Genomic DNA, 19,128 nt, shown 5'->3' with positions numbered 1-19,128 from the left:
CATTGGCCGGGTGTGCCGGGGCGTTAATCTTTGGTTTTTCGGCTGATGAGGCGGCCGGTGCGGGCATCAATTTTGAGTTTGACCCGCTCACCGCCTTGGCGCAACACCTTGATTTTGTAAGTCCAGCTCACAGCACCGTGGTTATTGTCGCGGTCCAGCTCCACATCGAGCACCTCACCAGGCACTTCTTTGTGCACCCGCTCAAGAATTTTGTGCAGCGGCAGCACTTCACCCGCCTCCAGCGCCTGGCGGGCACGGTCATGGTCATGGTCACTGTCAGTATGGCCATGACCGCTTGCCATCAGCAGCACAGCCGCACACAGCAGCCGAACGAAGCGGTGCGTGGGGCGTGACAAGGGTTTAGGGGTCATGGGCTGGTGTGGTTTGACAGTCAAAGGCTGAATTTATAGCGCAACCAACCTGAACGCCAGATGACCGGCAAATTCACCTTGTGTTCAGTTGCGCATGTGCATAGTCCCACCACCTCATCCATGTTTTTGCCCCAAAAGAGAGGAATTCACCATGCATTTGCCCTACCGCTCTATCGCTTTAAGCCTTGTTTTTATGGGTTTCTTTGCCATTGTGATTGACCGCGCGCAAGCCGGTGGTGGCCATTTTTTTGCGCCCGCCAGCGCACCTGAAACCCAAAAGGAGTGTGGCAGTTGCCACCTGGTGTATGCGCCGTCCATGCTGCCCGCGAGCTCGTGGACACGCATGATGGCCGACCTGTCTAACCACTTTGGCGAAGATGCCAGCATCGACGCCAACACGGCGCGCATCATCACCACCAACCTGGTGGCACAAGCGGCCGACAACGGTGGGCAAAACTTCAGCGCCAAACTGATGCGTGATGTGTCGCTGTCCCAAGCCCCCTTGCGCATCACCGAATTGCCCGCCTGGCTGGACAAGCACCGCAAGGTGCCAGACTGGGAATGGCAGCACAAAGATGTGCAAAGCAAAAGCAATTGCACCGCCTGCCACAGCACCGCCGCAAAGGGCTACTACGACGAATGACCCCTGACACAGCCAGCGCAGCAAATTCCCTTAAAGCCCCTATCCACAACAACCTCCATCGAACCCCAAGCCATGAAAAGTTCCAACTTCACCCACTTGTTCAGCCTGACCACCCTTTTGACCGCGCTCATGCTGGCCAGCACCTCGCCCACTTTGATGCAAGACGCACCCTGCCCCCTGGCAAGCGCCTGCACGGCGCAAATTGCCTAAGTTTTTTTGGAGCGTTGACATGACAACCCTCATCTTTGGTCTGCTTTCCTTGGTGACCCTGGCCTGGGGCTGGGACTTCTTTCACAGCCCAAGCCTTGCCCCAACCAGCCCAGTCTGGTTAGCGCGCCAAGAGCTGATGTACATCAGTGGGTTGCTGTCAGTGGCGCTGATGTCACTGGTGATGTTTTTGGCCACCCGTCCAGCTTGGCTGGAGCGCCCGCTGGGGGGTATGGATCGGGTTTACCGCGCGCACAAGTGGGCGGGTATCTTGGCAGTGGCATTTGCCGCCACACACTGGCTGGTTGAGATGTCCAGTGACATGCTCAAAGCCTGGGTGGGGCGTGAAGGCCGCCCGACCAAAGAGAGATTTGACGGTTTGCTGGAAGTCATGCGCAAACTGGGCGAAGACCTGGGCGAATGGGCCATTTACGCTGTGTTGGCCATGTTACTGATCACGCTCTGGAAGAAATTCCCCTACAAAGCTTGGAGCATATTGCACCGCAGCATGCCCGTGCTGTACTTGATGCTGGCTTTTCACACCGTGATGCTGATGCCCACCGACTATTGGCGTCAACCCGTGGGGGTGTTGATGGCGCTGCTGCTGGGCGCAGGCATTTATGGCGCGGTGCAGTCGCTGCGCGACAGCATTGGCCAAAGCAAGCAGGCAAAAGGCAGCGTGGTCGCCATTGGTCACCCAGCACCCGACATCAGCACCATCCATTGCCAGCTTGATGACCGTTGGACAGGTCACCGCCCCGGACAATTTGCTTTTGTCACACTGGATGACAAAGAGGGCGCGCACCCCTTCACCATTGCCAGCGCCGACCGGGGTGACCAAAGCATCAGTTTCGAGATCAAAGCTTTGGGTGACTACACCCGTGGGCTGGCCAAACGCATTCATGTGGGACAAAGTGTGCGGGTTGAAGGCCCCTATGGCCGCTTTGATGTGTCGCGCTGCGACCCAAACAACCAGCAAATCTGGATTGCCGGTGGCATTGGCGTGACCCCTTTCATCGCCTGGCTGGAATCCTTTCAAGCCCAGCCCAATACCGCCCCAGTAGCTGACCTGCACTACTGCACCCGTGACCAAACCACCGACGCCTTTGTGCCACGCTTGCAAGCGCTGTGCGCCACACTGCCCGCGGTCAAGCTGCACATTCACGGCAGCCAACAAGGTGCCAACCTGAATGCCCAAGCTCTGGGCGTAACCCCAGATGCCGAAATTTGGTACTGTGGCCCTGCTGGTTTGGGCAACAGCCTGCGCGCCGGACTTAAAGCGCTGGGCTTGTTGCCACGCTTTCACCAAGAAGCGTTTGAAATGCGATAAAAACCTTGTGGCCGCACATGCAACCCACAGTCCGCAACCTGGACATGGGCAAATCACGGACAGGGCGCGCCGCTGAGGGTGTTCTCAGCACTTACCCTGCCCATCTCGCTGGTGTTGCCCCAATGGGATAATCCCACGCCATGACTATCACCATCAAAGACTCCGCTGGCATTGCCGGCATGCGCGTGGCTGGCCGCTTGGCCGCAGAACTGCTGGACTACCTGGCTCCCTTCGTCAAACCCGGCATCACCACCAATGAACTTGACCGCCTGGCTGAAGAACACACCACGAAAGTATTGGGCGCCATTTCAGCCCCGCTGAACTACGCCCCGGGCGGCCACGACCCCTACCCCAAGTCGATCTGCACCTCGATCAATCACCAGGTCTGTCACGGCATTCCAAACGACAAGCCACTGAAAAAAGGCGACATCATCAACGTCGACGTGACCGTGATCAAAGACGGCTGGCACGGTGACTCAAGCCGCATGTACCAGGTGGGCGAGGTGTCGGTGGCGGCCAAACGCCTGTGCCATTTGACCTACGAGGCCATGTGGAAAGGCATCATGAAGGTGCGCGCAGGGGCGTACCTGGGCGACATTGGTCATGCCATTCAGGTGTTTGCCGAAGGCCAAGGCTTGAGCGTGGTGCGAGAGTTTTGCGGCCACGGCATTGGGCAAAAATTTCATGAAGACCCCCAGGTGCTGCATTACGGCAAACCTGGCACGCTGGAGCGGCTGGAAGCGGGCATGACCATCACCATTGAGCCCATGCTCAACATTGGTCGCAAAGACATCAAAGAGCTGGGCGACGGCTGGACCATCGTCACCAAAGACCATTCGCTCTCAGCCCAGTGGGAGCACACCGTGCTGGTCACGCCCAATGGCTATGAAGTGCTGACGCTCTCTGACCACAGCCCCGCCATTCCAGCGTTTGTGACGCCTTCGGCTTAAATCTTCTTGCACCCTCTTCGGTGCTCAACCCAGCAGGTTTTGTCATGACTGAACTCAGCACCTTGCGCACCCAATACCGCGCTGACAAAGCCGCCCTGCTGGCCGCTCTGGCGGGCACCGGCGCATCCACCCGCGGTGTGCACCGCACCCTCACCCAACTGGCCAGTTTGGCCGACGGGTTACTCAAAACTTTGTGGCAGCGCGCCGGGTTTACTTCTGAATTTGTGCTTGCTGCAGTGGGCGGTTTTGGCCGACGCGAGTTGTTTCCGCACTCGGATGTCGACGTGTTGCTGCTGCTGCCAGAGCACCAGTGCCCTGAAGAAAATGCGGCGCTCAAAACCCAAATTGAAGGCTTCATAGGCAGTTGTTGGGACGCGGGGCTTGAAATTGGCTCCAGTGTGCGCACCGTCAGCGACTGTCTGGATGAAGCTGCCAAAGATGTCACGGTGCAGACCTCGTTGCTTGAAGCGCGCCTGATCACCGGCAGCCAGGCCTTGTTTCGCCGCTTTCAAAAAGACTTTTTCAAAGCCCTTGACCCGCACGCTTTTTTTACCGCCAAAACGCTGGAGATGCAGCAGCGCCATTCCAAGCATGAAGACACACTTTACGCACTGGAGCCCAATTGCAAAGAGTCCCCCGGCGGCCTGCGCGACCTGCAAGTGATCTTGTGGGTGGCCAAAGCGGCAGGCTTTGGCCACAACTGGTCTGATCTGGCCAAAAATGGCCTGGCCACTGCGTTTGAAGTCAAGCAAATCAAGCGCAACGAGGCCATGCTGCACCTGATCCGCGCCCGCCTGCACCAGATCAGCGGCCGGCGTGAAGACCGGCTGGTGTTTGACTTGCAAGCTGCGGTAGCCAAATCGTTTGGCTACGTGCCCCCTGATGCCAACGTCGACCCCCGGGCGTTTGTGCGCCCCAGCGAGGCGCTGATGCGCCACTACTACTGGGCCGCCAAAGCGGTGACCCAACTCAACCAAATTTTGCTGCTCAACATTGAAGAGCGGCTCAACCCCTCTGACCACTCGCCCTACCCGTTGAGTGACAAATTTTTGTACAAAGCCGGCATGGTCGAGGTGGCCAGTGACGACCTGTACCAACGTGACCCGCACGCTATTTTGGAAACCTTTTTGGTGTTTCAAAGCCATGTGGGGCTCAAAGGCCTGTCAGCGCGCACGCTGCGTGCGCTGTACAACGCCCGCCACTTGATGGACGGCAAGTTTCGCCGTGACCCCGTCAACCGCCACACGTTTTTGCAAATTTTGCAGCAGCCCAGCGGCTTGACGCATGCCATGCGGCTGATGAACCAGACCTCGGTGCTGGGGCGTTACCTGTGGATTTTTCGCAAAATCGTCGGGCAAATGCAGCACGACCTGTTTCATGTGTACACGGTTGACCAGCACATCTTGATGGTGCTGCGCAACATGCGGCGGTTTTTCATTGCCGAGCATGCGCATGAATACCCGTTTTGCTCGCAGCTGGCCGGTGGCTGGGACAAACCCTGGCAGCTCTACATTGCGGCACTATTTCATGACATTGCCAAAGGCCGCGGTGGCGACCATTCTGTGCTGGGCGCGCAAGAGGTGCTGCGTTTTTGCAAACAGCACGGCATCGCCGCTGAAGATGCCAAGCTGATTGCCTTTGTGGTGCGCGAGCACCTGACCATGAGCCGCATCGCGCAAAAGTCTGACCTCAGCGACCCCGATGTCATCACTGCCTTTGCCAAGCAAGTGGGCAGCGAGCGCTATTTGACCGCGCTGTACCTGTTTACCGTGGCTGATGTGCGCGGCACCAGCCCCAAAGTGTGGAACGCCTGGAAAGGCAAGCTGCTGGAAGACTTGTACCGCTCAACCTCGCGCGCACTGGGGGGCCATGCCCCCGATGTGCACACCGCCGTGCAAGAACGCCAACGCGACGCGCTGATTGAACTGGCGCTGTATGCCCAACCTTTTGAGTCACACAAAGCACTCTGGGCCACGCTGGATGTGGGCTATTTCATGCGCCACGATGCGGTAGAAATTGCTTGGCACACGCGCAAACTGTCACGCCATCTGACCAGCAAAGACCCCATGGTGTATGCGCGCCCCTCGCCTGTGGGCGAAGGGTTGCAGGTGATGGTGTACGCCCATGACCAAGAAGACCTGTTTGCCCGTATTTGTGGCTACTTTGACCAAAGTGGCTTCAGCATTCAGGACGCCCGCATCCACACCACCCAAAACGGCTATGCGCTCGACACCTTTCAGGTGATTTCAACCAACCTGACCGAGCACTACCGTGAACTCATCAACATGATTGAGTCTGAGCTGACCCGTGTCATCGCCCAAGTGGAACCCCTGCCCCCGCCCAGCCGCGGCCGGGTGTCGCGCCGGGTGAAAAGCTTTCCAATCACGCCCCGGGTCAGCCTCAAGCCCGATGAAAAAGCCCAGCGCTGGCTGCTCAACATCTCTGCCAGTGACCGCGTGGGCTTGCTCTACAGCGTGGCACGGGTGCTGGCCAAGCACAAAATCGACCTGAACCTTGCCAAAATCAACACCCTGGGCGAGCGCGTGGAAGACACGTTTTTGATCCAGGGCGCGGCGCTGCAGCACAACCGAGACCAAATCGAGATCGAGACCGAGCTGCTTGACGCACTGGCTTGATGTTATAAGCCTTTTAGGCCTCTATAGCTTATAGAATAAGCTTAGGCAGCTATTTTTTATGTAGCATTTATTAAGCCAATGATGAAACTAATCTCTTGCCTGGCACTGCAATCAAGGTGTTTTTTTGATCGGCTGGGTCACCTGCGCTACCAATAGCGCATGGCATCGCGGTACAACTGGCTCAGGTCGGTTTCGGTCACGGCACGCGGGGCATTGGTCAGCAGCCGCTGCTGCGCCCAGGCACCTTTGGTCAGACCGGGCACATCCGCCGCGCCATAACCAACCCCACCCACGCCGTTCGGAATGCCGGTGGCTTGCATCAGTGCGATCAGCTTTTGCGCCACAACCTCTCCGGCATCGTCTGGCTGCGCATCGCGCGTATCCGCGCCCAGGCACATCGCGCCATGCAAATGCCGCTCGGGGCAGGCACAGGCGGTGAAACGGAAAACAGAGGGCGCGTTGACGATCACGCTCATGCCGTGCGGCACCATCGGTTCATGCAAGGGATAGCCCTCGGGCTGAAAGTCGCGCACCAGCCCAGCCACCGAATACGCCATACCGTGCGGCACATGCACGCCCGAATTGCCAAAGGCAATACCAGCCAGCGTGGCGGCGTACATCAGCTGGTCACGCGCCTCATGGTCACTGGCATCGTTCACTGCGCGCACCAGGTACAGACCCAGCAACTTCAAAGCCGCCTCACAGCCCAGGTCACTCCACGGGTTGGCTCCCTGGCTCATCGGGCGCAAGGCCGCTTTGCCGGGTGCCAGGCGCTGCGTGAAGGGCTTGGCGGTGTACGACTCCAGCGCGTGCGACAGCACGTCAAAACCGCTGGAAGCCACCACGTTTTTTGGCAAGGTGTAGGTGGTGGCGGGGTCGATCAGCGCCATCGACGGGCGCAGCCGCTTGGAGGCAATGCCGGTTTTGACCTGGTGCGAGAGCAAGTCAAAAATGGTGATGCCGGTGCATTCCGACCCCGTGCCACAGGTGGTGGGGCAAGCAATGTGCGGTTTCAGTGGCCCCGGCACAGCTTTGCCCGCACCAATGGGCGCGTTGACATAGTCCAGAAAATCGCCAGTGGGCCAGGTGGCATACAGGTTGGCAGCCTTGCAGGTGTCAATGACCGAGCCGCCACCGACCGACACGTAGCCGTCAAATTTGCCCTCTGCGGCAAAACGGGCTGCGGCCTTGAAGGATTGGTCGGTGGGTTCAACCTGAACCGCATCAAACAGCACCACGTCCATGCCCGCCGCCAGCAGGGATGCCCGCACTTGCGCCACGCAGGGCAGCTGCGCCAGCGTGGCATCGGTGAACAGCGCCACACGGTGCATGCCCAGCGCCTTGGCGTGTTCGCCCGCCTCGGCCAGCACACCGTGACCAAAGCTGATGCTGGAGATGTCCACCGAGAAGACATGTTCATGTCCTTCTGTGACCGCAAAATAGTTGTGACAGCAGGACATAAGCAAACTCCGCGTTAATCGTCGGGTGAATCGGCCAACTCCGGGAACAGCACCGAAGTAAAGCCAAACTGGGAGAAATCACGCACCCGCATCGGGTACAGCTTGCCGATCAGGTGGTCACATTCATGCTGCACCACGCGCGCGTGAAAGCCTTCCACCGTGAGGTCAATGGGGTCACCAAAGGGGTCAAACCCGGTGTAACGGATGCGCCAAAAACGTGGCACTTTGCCGCGCAAACCGGGCACAGACAGGCAACCTTCCCAATCTTCTTCCTCGCGCACGAGCCCACCGTCTACCTCTGGCAGCGGTGTAATCACCGGGTTGACCAGCACCGTGCGCGGCACGATAGGCGCCTCTGGGTAACGCGGGTTGGGGGCGTTGGTGCCAAACACCACCACCTGCAAATCAACGCCGATTTGCGGTGCCGCCAGCCCGGCACCGTCGGCCGCGCGCATGGTGTCAAGCAAGTCGGTGATGAGCAGGTGCAGATCGTCAGTATCAAACCGCGTCACCGGTTGGGCCATGCGCAGCAGGCGCGGGTCGCCCATTTTGAGGATGGTTTTGACGCTCATGGTGGGGGCGAAGTTTTTAACGCACTGGCGACCAGTTGCAGTGGCAACAACAGTGTCAAAGGCGCATCCAGCAAGGACAGTGCACCGTAACTGGCATACCAATCAGCAACAGCCGGTGTTTTGGCATCAATCAGCAACACCGTGCCACCCACTTCTTGCGCCACCCGCAAGCACCTTCGGCCTGCCGCCAGCAGCAACTGTCCACCCAGCCCCTGACCCTGCAGGCTTGCGTGCACCGCCAATCTGCCCAAGCGAAAAGCTCCAATGTCATAGTGACCTAGCCCTTTTTTGAGCAACTCTGGCGTACGCGCATATTCAACGCTGGCGGGGCTGAGACTGTAATAACCCAGGACGGGATGGTTGCCGTTGTCAGCAACTGCCAGAAATGTTTTCACAGCACCCCGTTCATGGCTTTGCCGGGCATGAGACTGCAAAAAAACATTGAGCTCGGTTTGGCCACAATCAAAAGCCTGTCGATCATGCTGTTTGGCAATCGGCTCTTCATGCCACGCGGGCAGCTTCATGGCTGAACCGGTAAAGCCAGTGCGGCTGCCTGCAAACGGGCATTTGGTGTGCCCGGGTTCTCCAACAAAGACAGTACACGCAGGCTGTCACGGTCTGAAAGTTGCACCCGCTCTGCCTGGTCGATCACCGCATCGGCAGCGCGCAACACATTGCGCAAAATAAAGTTGGTCAGATCGGTGTGCTCTAGAGCACAAGCACGCATCAAGCGGGCTTTGTCAGCACTGCGAATCCGCAAAGCGACGCGACTGTTGCTTTCTAAGGCGACTCGGGACATGACAGACTCCATATTTGTACGTTTCCAAAGTGTACATCATGTTGTCTCGTTGTCAAACCGCAGCATCATCCAAGATGGGTGGGATAGGGGAAGGCAGCATGAGACGCAACGCCGCCTCATCCAGCACCGGCACACCCAGCTCACGCGCCTTGTCGAGCTTGCTGCCGGCCTCTGCCCCTGCCACCACATAGCTGGTTTTTTTGCTGACCGAGCCAGCCACTTTGCCACCTGCGGCCTCAATCAGTGCCTTGGCTTCTTCGCGCCCCAGGCTTGGTAGCGTGCCGGTCAAGACAAAGGTTTTGCCGCTCAGGGGTGTGGGCGCGCGCTGTGCGGGTTCGCCTTCAGGCCAGGTGATGCCACAGGCACGCAGTTGCTCCACCACTTCGCGGTTATGCGGCTGGTCAAAAAAAGTGCGGATGCTCTGAGCCACGATGGAGCCCACATCGGCCACTTCCAGCAATTGCGCTTCAGACGCATCCATGATGGCATCGAGTTGGCCAAAATGGCGTGCCAATTCTTTGGCCGTGGCCTCGCCGACGTGGCGTATGCCCAAGCCAAAGAGGAAACGGGGCAAGGTGGTTTGCTTTGATTTTTGTAGCGAATCAAGCAGATTCTGAGCGGATAAGACCGCCATTCTGTCTAAATTCTTCAGGGTGGATAAAGCCAGGTCTTGCTGCTTGTCTGCATCCAGCTCGGCGGCAAGTTGCTCTTGACTGATAGCCAACAACTCAGCCTGCGCACGCCAGCCCAGCCGGTACAAGTCTGGCAAAGTGCGAACCACATCACGCTCTACCAACTGATCGACCAGTTTTTCACCCAAGCCTTCTACCTCTACAGCACGGCGCTGGGCAAAGTGCATAAAAGCCTGCTTGCGCTGGGCGCTGCAAAACAGACCACCAGTGCAGCGGTAGTCGGCTTCGCCTTCTTCACGCAGCGCGACACTGCCACACACCGGGCAGGTGTGCGGCATGGTGAAGACCGCGCCACGCTCGGGCAAGGGTAACGCGCCAGAGCCGGCAGTGTCTGGCGACAGCACCACGCTGACCACCTCCGGAATCACATCACCGGCGCGGCGCACCACCACGGTGTCGCCCACGCGCACGTCTTTGCGGCGCGCTTCGTCTTCGTTGTGCAAGGTGGCGTTGGTCACGGTCACGCCACCGACAAACACCGGAGCGAGCTTGGCCACGGGGGTGAGCTTGCCGGTGCGCCCCACCTGCACGTCGATGGCCAACACGGTGGTCAGCATTTCTTGCGCAGGAAACTTGTGCGCCACGGCCCAACGCGGCTCGCGCGTGACAAAACCCAGCTGGCGCTGCAGCGCCAGGCTGTTGACCTTGTAAACCACACCGTCAATGTCATACCCCAGGCCGTCACGCTGCTGCCCAATGGTTTGATAAAACGATACCAATTCAATAGCATCTTGTGCTTGTTTGACAAGGTCGCAAACCGGAAAACCCCATGATTTCAAGGTTTGCAGCAGCTCCAGGTGCGATGCCCATGGCGGTCTGCCCTGCGCTGCGGATGTGATCTCACCCAGTCCGTAGGCAAAAAAGCTCAAGGGGCGCTGTGCGGCAATGGCCGGGTCTAGCTGGCGCACAGCGCCGGCGGCGGCATTGCGCGGGTTGACAAAGGTTTTCTCACCCTTGGCCCCGGCAGCGATTTTTTGCCGCTGGCGTTCGTTCAGGGTTTCAAAGTCGTCGCGGCGCATGTAGACCTCGCCGCGCACCTCCAGCACCGGCGGCACACCTGCGGGCAATTTCAGCGGAATCTGGCCAATGGTGCGGATGTTTTGCGTCACGTCTTCGCCAGTTTCACCGTCGCCCCGGGTGGCAGCTTGCACCAGCACGCCCTGCTCATAACGCAAATTCATGGCCAGGCCGTCAAACTTGGGCTCGGCCACGTAGTCCACGGCAGGGTCAGCGTCGGTCAGCCCCAGCTCGCGGCGAATGCGGGCATCAAAGTTTTCTGCGCCACTGGCAGTGGTGTCGGTTTCGGTGCGAATGCTGAGCATGGGCACGGCGTGGCGCACCTGGGCAAAGGCCGCCAAAGGCTTGCCACCTACGCGCTGGGTGGGGGAGTCGGGGGTCAGCAGCGCGGGGTATCGGGTCTCCAGGTCTTGCAGCGCTTTGAATAAGCGGTCGTATTCGGCATCGGGCACGCTGGGGTCGTCTAGCACGTAATAACGGTGGGCGTGGGCGTGCAAAGTGGCGCGCAAGGCCGCTGCCTGCGCCGCAACTGGGGGGGCGGTCACCTCGGATGCGTCTAAAACGTCTTTGGCCGTGGCAAACAAATCGGGCGAAGTCATGGCATATTTTTAGGAAAAAAGGCGCCGCGCCAACACCGAGCCTGCTGCCAGCTCACGCTGTGCCAAGGTGTCGTAAAGGTGCGCCAACTCGTAACCAATCACGTCCAGAGCTTCGGCGGGCAAGGCCATGCCGTTGTCGTCGGTCACCACACCGTCCATGTCTTTGGCCAATGTGACGGCTGCCTCGCGCATGCGCTCAAAGGCACGTTCACCGCGGTCAACTTGGGACACGTCCAATGACAAGGTGACCTCGCGCAAGGCAGATTGGGCGGGGTCTTCAGACAAGGCGGCCTGGCTGTCAAACGACAAGCTCAACACCGGTGGCAAGCCCCCCATGCTGGAAGGCACCACCATGCGCCCAGCCATGACACCTGGCACAAAGCCCAGTTTGGCGGCCATTTGCTGGATGTAGCTGGCGCTCCAGGCGGCGCGGCGCGCGCGCAACACAAAGCTGAGCTGGGCATCGTGGTCGCTGGCAAACTGGTCTAGCTCACGCGCACGCGCAATTTCTTGGCGCATGTCTGGAAAATCGGGCGAGCCCCCCACCAGGTCGCAAAAAGTCTGGGTGGCCATGACAAATTCTGAAAACTCGATGTCATTGAGCGCGCCGCTGCGGTTGGCCAGCTGGATGCCCGCTTGCAACTGGCTGTAGCGTTGCCCCACCTGAGGAAATTCCCATTGCAACTGGCCATGAACCAAGCCTTCAATGGCGAAGGGCTTGCTACCCACCCGGCGTGTGGGTGGCATGGCCGCCAACAGGGCTTCACCGCTGACGGCAGTGTCCAGGGCAATCGGGGCAATGACATCGATCAAGGCATCCAGGCCTGGTTTTTTCTCTGGTGTGGGCAGGGCAAACTCAAGGTCATCTGCCACCGTGTCATTCAGGGTGGGCTCAAGGTTGGTGGGCACCTGATCGGCCTCGGACGGGGCAATTACCCGCCGCGCGCGGTTGCGCCACGCCAACCACAAGACTTGCAACAAAATGCCCAGCAGCAACAGCGCGCCGGTGATGATCAAACCCCATTGAAATTGGCTCATTGCTTACACCTTGGTCATTGAAAGCGCGGCATCCATGTCGACCGCCACAATCCGAGAAACACCTTGCTCTTGCATGGTGACACCGATGAGTTGTTTGGCCATTTCCATGGCAATTTTGTTGTGGCTTATGAATAAAAACTGGGTCTCGGTGCTCATGCTGGCCACCAGTTTGGCATAGCGCTCGGTGTTGGCATCATCCAGCGGTGCGTCCACCTCGTCAAGCAAGCAAAACGGTGCCGGGTTGAGTTGAAAAATGGCAAACACCAGCGCAATCGCCGTCAGCGCTTTTTCGCCGCCGGAAAGCAGCGCAATGCTTTGGTTTTTTTTGCCAGGTGGCTGGGCAATGACCTGCACGCCAGAGTCAAGGATTTCTTCCCCGGTGATGACCAAGCGTGCATTGCCACCGCCAAAGAGTTCGGGGAACATCTTGCCAAAATGGGCGTTGACTTGGTTAAAGGTGCCAGAGAGCAGTTCGCGGGTATCGCCATCAATTTTTCGGATGGCGTCTTCCAGCGTGGTCATGGCTTCGACCAGGTCTGCGTTTTGGGCGTCTAAAAACGTTTTGCGCTCGCGGGCAGAGGCCAGCTCGTCAAGCGCAGCCAAGTTGACGGCCCCCAAGGCGGCGATGTCACGGTTGACTCGGTCAATTTCACTTTGCAAGCCCTGCAGGCGCACTGCGCCATTGGCCACCGAGGCGGCCAGTGCCTCCAGATCGGCCTTGGCATCGGCCAGCAGTTGCTGGTATTGCTCATAGCCCAGGCGCGCCGCTTGCTCTTTGAGCTGGAATTCAGTGATGCGTGCACGCAAGGGGTCAAGCTCACGCTCAAGCTGCAGGCGACGCTCGTCACTGGCGCGCAACTTGGCGGTCAGGTCATCGTAAAGGCTGCGCTGCGCACCCAGGTGTTTTTCACGCTCAAGTTTGGTGGCCAGGGCTTGCTGCAAGCCACCTTGTGCGGCCGCGTCGTTAAGGCGGGCCAATTCGTCTTGAGCCCTTTGTGCTTCAGCACTGAGGTTGCTGACCTGTTGCGCTGCAGTATCTAGCGCACGAGAAAGTTCGCCGCGACGCGCAGTCAAGCTGCGCAGGGCAAACGTGGCCTCTTGCGCTTGGCGCTCCAGCGTGCGCTGTTGTTCGCGGCATTGCGCCAACTTGCGCTCGGCCAGGATCACGTGGTCTTCCAGCTGGGCGTGGCGCTCTTGGGTTTCAGCCAACTGCAGGTCAAGGTCTTCAAACTGGGCTTCGGCTTGCGCACGGCTTTCTTGCAGACTGGTCTGTTGGTCTTGCACTTCAGCCAAATCTGCATCAAGTTGGGCGCTGCGGTGGCGCGCTTGGTCGGCCAGCTGGGTCAGGCGCAACGTTTCAACTTGCAGGCCATGGCTTTGGTTTTGCAGCGCTTGCGCCTCGCGTCGCGCCGCGGCCAGTTGTTGTGAATGGTCGGCAAAAGCGGCGTCAGCACGGCTGAGCGCAGCGCGCGCGTCTTGCGCCAACAGCACTTGGGCGCGTTGCTGTTTGTCCAGGTTTTCAATTTCCTGGGCACGTGCCAACAGGCCGGCTTGCTCAGAGTCTGGGGCATAAAAACTGACACTGTGACGGCTGACCGCATGCCCCGACTTGACGTAGATGGTGTCACCCGCCTGCAACTGCGACCGCATCGCCAGCGCAGAGGTCAGATCAGTGGCGGTGTAGCAGCCTTGCAGCCAGTCTGCAAGCACGGCGTGTTGGTTGGCATCGTGACAGTGCAGCAGTTCCATCAAACGTGGCAGGCCGTGGCTGGGCGAGGCAGACGCTGCCCCCGCAGGGGTGTAAAAAGCCAGTTTGGCCGGTGGAGCGTCTTGGGCAAAAGCGCTCATCAACTCCAGACGGCTGACTTCAAGGGCAGCCAAACGCTCGCGCAAAGCGCCTTCAAGGGCGTTTTCCCAACCGGGCTCGATGTGCAAACGCGTCCACAGGCCTTGCAAATGATCCAGCCCATGGCGCTGCAACCAGGGTTGCAATTTGCCGTCGGTCTGCACTTTGGCTTGCAGGGTTTTCAGAGCCTCATGCCGGGCTGTCAGGTCTGCCAACAGGGTTGATTCGGTATTCACCAGCGTTTGCTGGCTGCGGCGCTGAGCCTCAAGCTCGGCCAGGCTGTCTTGCAACGTCACCACGCGGGCTTGGGCCTCGGTGGTGGCTTCAATGGCTTGGTCTAGCTGGTATTGCTGTGCCAACAGGTGCTGCTCATCGGGTGCGGTCAGCGCATTTTTGTCGCTGTGCAGCCGTTCATGGCGCAGGCTCAATTGGCGAAACTGATCGTCCATGTGGCGCTGCTGAGCAGCTAAAACCCCCAGCTGTTGTTGCACCTGAGTCACGCTGTTGCGCTGCTGGTTGGCCACCAGTTGGGCTTGTCGCAAGGCATCTTCCAAATCAGGCAAAGCCTGCGCTTGCTCTTCAACCTGGGCGTTGAGCAGCTCGGTTTTTTCTTCGCCCAGAAGTTCGAGCTCAGCCAAGTTTTCAAGGTCAGTTTGAGCGTCTTCACTGCGTGTTTGCCATTGTGTGGTTTGTTCTTGAAGGGTCTTCAGGCGCAGCTCTACGCGCTGGCGGCTCTCGACCACATACCGAATTTCAGCCTCCAGACGTCCGACTTCGGTGCTGGCTTCATAAAGCAAGCCTTGGGCTTGGTTGACCTGGTCACCCGCGGCGTAGTGCGCTTGACGCACGGTTTCAAGTTCAGATTCAATCTGGCGCAAATCGGCCATGCGGCTTTCAAGGGCGTTCACAGCGCCAAGGGAATCAGCATGCACACGCGCCTGGTCGTTTTGCGCCTCTGCACACTTCAAAAACCAAAGCTGATGCTGTTTAAGTGTGACTGAAGCGTGAAAGGTGTTGTACTTTTGAGCCACCTCGGCTTGTTTTTCAAGCTTTTCAAGGTTGCTGTTGAGCTCACGCAGAATGTCTTCGACCCGGGTCAGGTTCTCACGGGTATCAGACAGGCGGTTTTCGGTTTCACGGCGACGCTCTTTGTATTTGGAAACCCCGGCAGCCTCTTCCAGAAACAACCTTAGTTCTTCAGGGCGACTTTCTATGATGCGGCTGATGGTGCCTTGGCCAATGATGGCGTAGGCGCGTGGGCCAAGCCCTGTGCCCAGGAACACGTCTTGCACATCGCGGCGGCGAACCGCCTGGTTGTTGATGAAGTAGCTGCTGTTGCCATCACGGGTGAGCACCCGTTTGACGGCAATTTCACCAAACTGGCTCCACTGACCACCGGCACGATGGTCGTCGTTGTCAAACACCAGCTCCACACTGGCGCGGCTGGCAGGTTTGCGGGTGGTGGTGCCGTTGAAGATCACGTCTTGCATGGACTCGCCACGCAACTCTGAGGCTTTGCTTTCCCCTAGAACCCAGCGCACGGCATCCATGATGTTGGATTTGCCACAGCCGTTGGGGCCCACCACGCCGACCAACTGTCCGGGCAATAAAAAATTGGTGGGTTCGGCAAATGATTTGAACCCGGAAAGCTTGATGGAATTGAGTCGCACAGAGAGCTATGACAAAAACAAGTGGAATACCCAGAATAGAGATGATTCCAAAAATGACAATGAAACCCAGATTTTGAAGACTTGCCAAATGGCTGCTTGATGATAACTTGCAGCCTCGTTGCGCTCTAATGGCGCAAGTCATCAGCGCATGTCAGGGTTGCGCGTGCGCCATGGCCATCACTTGGGCAGGTGGTAAATTTTTGAGTTTGTGATCACTCCACACCTGCCGCCAATGCCTAGACCCCGGCAAACCATGACGCAAACCCAGCATGTGTCGTGCAATGTGAGGCCACGGCGTGCCCTGCGCAGCCTGCTCCTGCTGCATGTAAGCCACCATGCGTTGTTCAACCCATTCGCGGGTCAACGAGTTTGGTGGTGCAAGGTCATCGCGCGTGCCGGTGGATGCAAAAAATTCGGTATCCCATGACGCCATGCACCAAGGGTTGTGATATGCCTCGCGCCCGACCATGACACCATCGACTTGCGCCAAGTGGTGATGAATTTGCGCACTGTCCTTGATACCGCCGTTGAGCACAATCACCACATCCGGAAAGTCTTGTTTGAGTTGGTAGGCCACCTCGTAGCGCAAGGGTGGTATTTCGCGGTTGTCTTTGGGGCTCAAGCCCTTTAACCAGGCATTTCGGGCATGCACAATGAATGTGCGGCAGCCGGCTTGATTCACTTCACCCACAAAATCACGCACAAAACTGTAGCTTTCAGCTCGATCCAGACCAATGCGGTGCTTGACCGTGACCGGCATACTGACGGTGTCGCACATGGCTTTGACCGCATCAGCCACCAAACGTGACTCACGCATCAAGCAAGCACCAAACGCCCCGCGCTGCACACGCTCACTGGGGCAACCACAATTGAGATTCACTTCGTCGTAACCCCATTGCTGCGCCAGCTTGGCGCATTGAGCCAGATCAGCAGCTTCACTGCCGCCAAGTTGCAGCGCAACCGGGTGCTCTTCTGCGTTAAATGCCAAATGCCGAGCCACATCACCATGAATGAGTGCACCGGTGGTGACCATTTCTGTGTAAAGCAGGGCGTGGCGGGTGATGAGACGGTGGAAATAGCGGCAGTGACGATCAGTCCATTCGAGCATGGGAGCCACTGCAAGCCGCCAACGCTGATTGTTTTGGAGGTGCAAACTTGTCATGCGTGCGATTATCCAGCCGGCGCACCAGCCAAAGAAGCGCTCAGGAGGTGGCGCACCAAGGCGCAGTGTCGTGCGCGTAGGCCATGTACAGCGCCCACACCGAACTCACTGCCAAGGCCAGCCCAGCCAATCGAACGCCCCAATCGCCCGAGCCATTGCCTTTGAGTCGCAACCAAAGCCAGGGGCCAAGCATCATGGAGACGCTGGTGCCTAAAGCAAACAAGGCCATGACCAATGCACCGTCGAAAGGGTGCCCGGTCAAACCAGCCACCAACAGCGCTGAATAGAGCAAACCGCATGGAAGAAATGTCCACAGCACGCCAATGACCATGGGCGCGCCCCTGCCCCGCCCCATGGCCAAGCTTTTGGCGCCACTCCAAATTTTTCGTCCGGCCTGTTCCATCCAAACGGGCTGCTGGGCTTTGATCATCAAAACCAGACCAAGCATGAACATGGCCACGTGAAACATGCTCCAAACCGGCCGCAAGGCAGTAGATTGCACGGTCAACCACCCCAAACCTTGCATGGAAGCAGCAGCCACAGCACCCAGGCCGGCATAGCCGAGCATGCGTCCCAACTGAAATGTCCACATGGCTGAGGTTTTAGCCGCCCCAGCGGCTTGACCAATGCCAGCACACGCTGCACCGCACATGGCAATGCAATGCGGACCACCGGCCAAGCCCATCAAAAGTGCCGTGGTGGCAAGGGTTGTTTGCATACCCTTGGCTTATAGAATTTTGGAGAACCTGGCACGGGTACGGTCAGTTTGAAAATATTGGTCAAACACCATGGCAACAGCCCGCACAAAAAACCAGCCTTTGGCCGTGACCTGGATGCCACTGGCATCAAGCTCAATCAAACCCTCTTTCACTTGATCTTGCAAAACACCCATTTCTTTGGCGAAATAAGTTTTGAAATTGACCAGATAAGCAAGCTCAATGGACTTAAAAGACACTCGCCCTTGGCACATCAAAGCCATGATGACGGCTCTACGAACCAAATCATCACGCGTCAATGCCAAACCCTTTACCACCGGAAACAAACCTTGATCCAAGTAGTCGTAATAATCTTCAAGTGTTTTGGCATTTTGGCTGTAGGTGGCACCCACACGGCCAATGGATGAAACGCCCAACCCAATCATGTCGCAATCTGGCTGGGTGCTGTAACCCTGAAAATTTCGGTGTAAACGCCCTTGGCGTTTGGCAACTGCCAAAGAATCATTTGGCAACGCAAAATGATCCATGCCAATGTAGACATACCCAGCATCCATCAAGGCCGACATGGAGTCAGCCAGCATGGTGATTTTGGAAGAAGCCGTAGGAATTTCTGTGGATGAAATACGGCGCTGAGGCTTGAAGCGCTCTGGCAGATGAGCATAGGCGTAAAGCGCTATGCGATCTGGCCTGAGTTGATTGACTTGGGCGAGGGTGCGCTTGACCGACTCTGGTGTTTGCTCTGGGAGACCGTAAATCAAATCAACGTTGATGGATTCGAATCCGCGCTGGCGAGCTGCATCGACCAACGCAAAAACCTGTTCGGCAGGTTGCACGCGGTGGACAGCTTTTTGAACAGCCGGATCAAAGTCTTGCACGCCAAAGCTCAAACGGTTAAAGCCTAAGTCTGCCAAAGTGTCTAACCGGTTGGCGTCAATCGTGCGAGGGTCAATCTCTATCGAATACTCGCCCCCTGGCGTGAAACTGAAGTTTTGCTTGAGCAGCGCCATAAGTTCGCACAATTCAGCATCCGACATGAAGGTGGGAGAGCCTCCACCCAAATGCAATTGCGAAACCACCTGACCAAGTCCCATGTGCTTCGTGTGCAAAGCAACCTCAAGCGCCAAATATTTCAAATAGGCGGCCGAGCGATCATGGTGCTTGGTGATGATTTTGTTGCAAGCGCAGTAATAGCAAAGTGATTCGCAAAACGGGATATGAATGTAAAGCGACAACGGAAGCACCATGGCAGCAGCCCCAGAGCGGCGTTGCTCAAGCGCTTGAATGTAGTCCTCAGAGGTGAAGGCTTCTACAAAACGGTCTGCTGTTGGATAAGACGTGTACCTGGGGCCGGAAACATCGTACTGTCGAATAAGACTCTCAGAGATGGGCTCGGCTGTACTCTCGATCATGAATGTTCCTT

At 57.9% G+C, this 19,128-nt stretch carries 16 protein-coding genes; 5 read left to right on the top strand and 11 right to left on the bottom strand.

All coding sequences use genetic code 11. The features are described 5' to 3' along the window. Positions 1–23 precede the first annotated feature (23 nt). Complete coding sequence (locus tag PHT20_RS03880) at positions 24–371, bottom strand: PepSY domain-containing protein (protein WP_301019519.1); 348 nt, start codon at positions 369–371, stop codon at positions 24–26. Between the two features lie 151 nt (positions 372–522). Between PHT20_RS03880 and PHT20_RS03875 the strand changes: the two genes are divergently transcribed. The 5 genes from PHT20_RS03875 to PHT20_RS03855 all read left to right on the top strand — a co-directional run bounded on the left by PHT20_RS03875 (position 523) and on the right by PHT20_RS03855 (position 6,137). Beyond that, complete coding sequence (locus PHT20_RS03875; RefSeq protein ID WP_301019518.1) at positions 523–1,014, top strand: diheme cytochrome c; 492 nt, start codon at positions 523–525, stop codon at positions 1,012–1,014. A 72-nt stretch (positions 1,015–1,086) separates the two neighbouring features. Further along, positions 1,087–1,224 carry a hypothetical protein gene (locus tag PHT20_RS03870; RefSeq protein ID WP_301019517.1) on the top strand — a complete coding sequence of 46 codons (138 nt, stop codon included), beginning with the start codon at positions 1,087–1,089 and terminating at the stop codon, positions 1,222–1,224. A gap of 19 nt (positions 1,225–1,243) precedes the next feature. Then, a complete protein-coding gene (locus PHT20_RS03865) occupies positions 1,244–2,551 on the top strand; it encodes a ferric reductase-like transmembrane domain-containing protein (protein WP_301019516.1) in 1,308 nt (435 codons plus the stop codon). Positions 2,552–2,691: 140 nt separating this feature from the next. Continuing rightward, a complete protein-coding gene (gene map / locus PHT20_RS03860) occupies positions 2,692–3,501 on the top strand; it encodes a type I methionyl aminopeptidase (RefSeq protein ID WP_300083250.1) in 810 nt (269 codons plus the stop codon). 44 nt (positions 3,502–3,545) lie between these two features. After that, positions 3,546–6,137, top strand: coding sequence for a [protein-PII] uridylyltransferase (locus PHT20_RS03855; protein ID WP_301019515.1), 2,592 nt, complete (start codon positions 3,546–3,548; stop codon positions 6,135–6,137). Between the two features lie 146 nt (positions 6,138–6,283). Here PHT20_RS03855 and PHT20_RS03850 read toward each other — a convergent pair whose 3' ends face one another. The 10 genes from PHT20_RS03850 to hemN form a co-directional block, all read right to left on the bottom strand. Then, positions 6,284–7,597, bottom strand: a complete 1,314-nt coding sequence (locus tag PHT20_RS03850) for a hydroxyacid-oxoacid transhydrogenase (protein WP_301019514.1) — start codon at positions 7,595–7,597, stop codon at positions 6,284–6,286. A 14-nt stretch (positions 7,598–7,611) separates the two neighbouring features. Further along, the gene (gene def / locus PHT20_RS03845; RefSeq protein ID WP_301019513.1) at positions 7,612–8,169 is read right to left on the bottom strand and encodes a peptide deformylase; all 558 of its coding nucleotides are present in this window, start codon (positions 8,167–8,169) and stop codon (positions 7,612–7,614) included. Next, the gene (locus PHT20_RS03840; RefSeq protein ID WP_300083242.1) at positions 8,166–8,693 is read right to left on the bottom strand and encodes a GNAT family N-acetyltransferase; all 528 of its coding nucleotides are present in this window, start codon (positions 8,691–8,693) and stop codon (positions 8,166–8,168) included. The genes def and PHT20_RS03840 overlap by 4 nt, the downstream gene beginning before the upstream one ends. Further along, positions 8,690–8,968 (bottom strand): DUF1778 domain-containing protein, encoded by a 279-nt coding sequence (locus PHT20_RS03835; protein ID WP_300083240.1) that lies wholly within the window; start codon positions 8,966–8,968, stop codon positions 8,690–8,692. The genes PHT20_RS03840 and PHT20_RS03835 overlap by 4 nt, the downstream gene beginning before the upstream one ends. Positions 8,969–9,020: 52 nt before the next feature. Further along, the gene (gene ligA / locus PHT20_RS03830; protein ID WP_301019512.1) at positions 9,021–11,276 is read right to left on the bottom strand and encodes an NAD-dependent DNA ligase LigA; all 2,256 of its coding nucleotides are present in this window, start codon (positions 11,274–11,276) and stop codon (positions 9,021–9,023) included. A 9-nt stretch (positions 11,277–11,285) separates the two neighbouring features. After that, entirely contained in the window at positions 11,286–12,314 is a 1,029-nt protein-coding gene (locus tag PHT20_RS03825; protein WP_301019511.1) for a cell division protein ZipA C-terminal FtsZ-binding domain-containing protein, read from the bottom strand. 3 nt (positions 12,315–12,317) lie between these two features. Continuing rightward, complete coding sequence (gene smc, locus PHT20_RS03820; protein ID WP_301019510.1) at positions 12,318–15,830, bottom strand: chromosome segregation protein SMC; 3,513 nt, start codon at positions 15,828–15,830, stop codon at positions 12,318–12,320. A 151-nt stretch (positions 15,831–15,981) separates the two neighbouring features. Next, positions 15,982–16,992, bottom strand: a complete 1,011-nt coding sequence (dusA, locus tag PHT20_RS03815) for a tRNA dihydrouridine(20/20a) synthase DusA (RefSeq protein WP_301019509.1) — start codon at positions 16,990–16,992, stop codon at positions 15,982–15,984. Between the two features lie 40 nt (positions 16,993–17,032). Continuing rightward, positions 17,033–17,710, bottom strand: coding sequence for a sulfite exporter TauE/SafE family protein (locus tag PHT20_RS03810; protein WP_301019508.1), 678 nt, complete (start codon positions 17,708–17,710; stop codon positions 17,033–17,035). 9 nt (positions 17,711–17,719) lie between these two features. Next, the gene (gene hemN, locus PHT20_RS03805) at positions 17,720–19,117 is read right to left on the bottom strand and encodes an oxygen-independent coproporphyrinogen III oxidase (RefSeq protein ID WP_301019507.1); all 1,398 of its coding nucleotides are present in this window, start codon (positions 19,115–19,117) and stop codon (positions 17,720–17,722) included. Positions 19,118–19,128: the final 11 nt, after the last annotated feature.

It is taken from the genome of Rhodoferax sp. (assembly GCF_028715765.1).
In the GTDB taxonomy this organism is placed as follows: Bacteria; Pseudomonadota; Gammaproteobacteria; order Burkholderiales; family Burkholderiaceae_C; genus Rhodoferax.
Note: the sequence above shows the minus strand (reverse complement) of the source record. Positions and strands in the feature narration are given on the sequence as shown.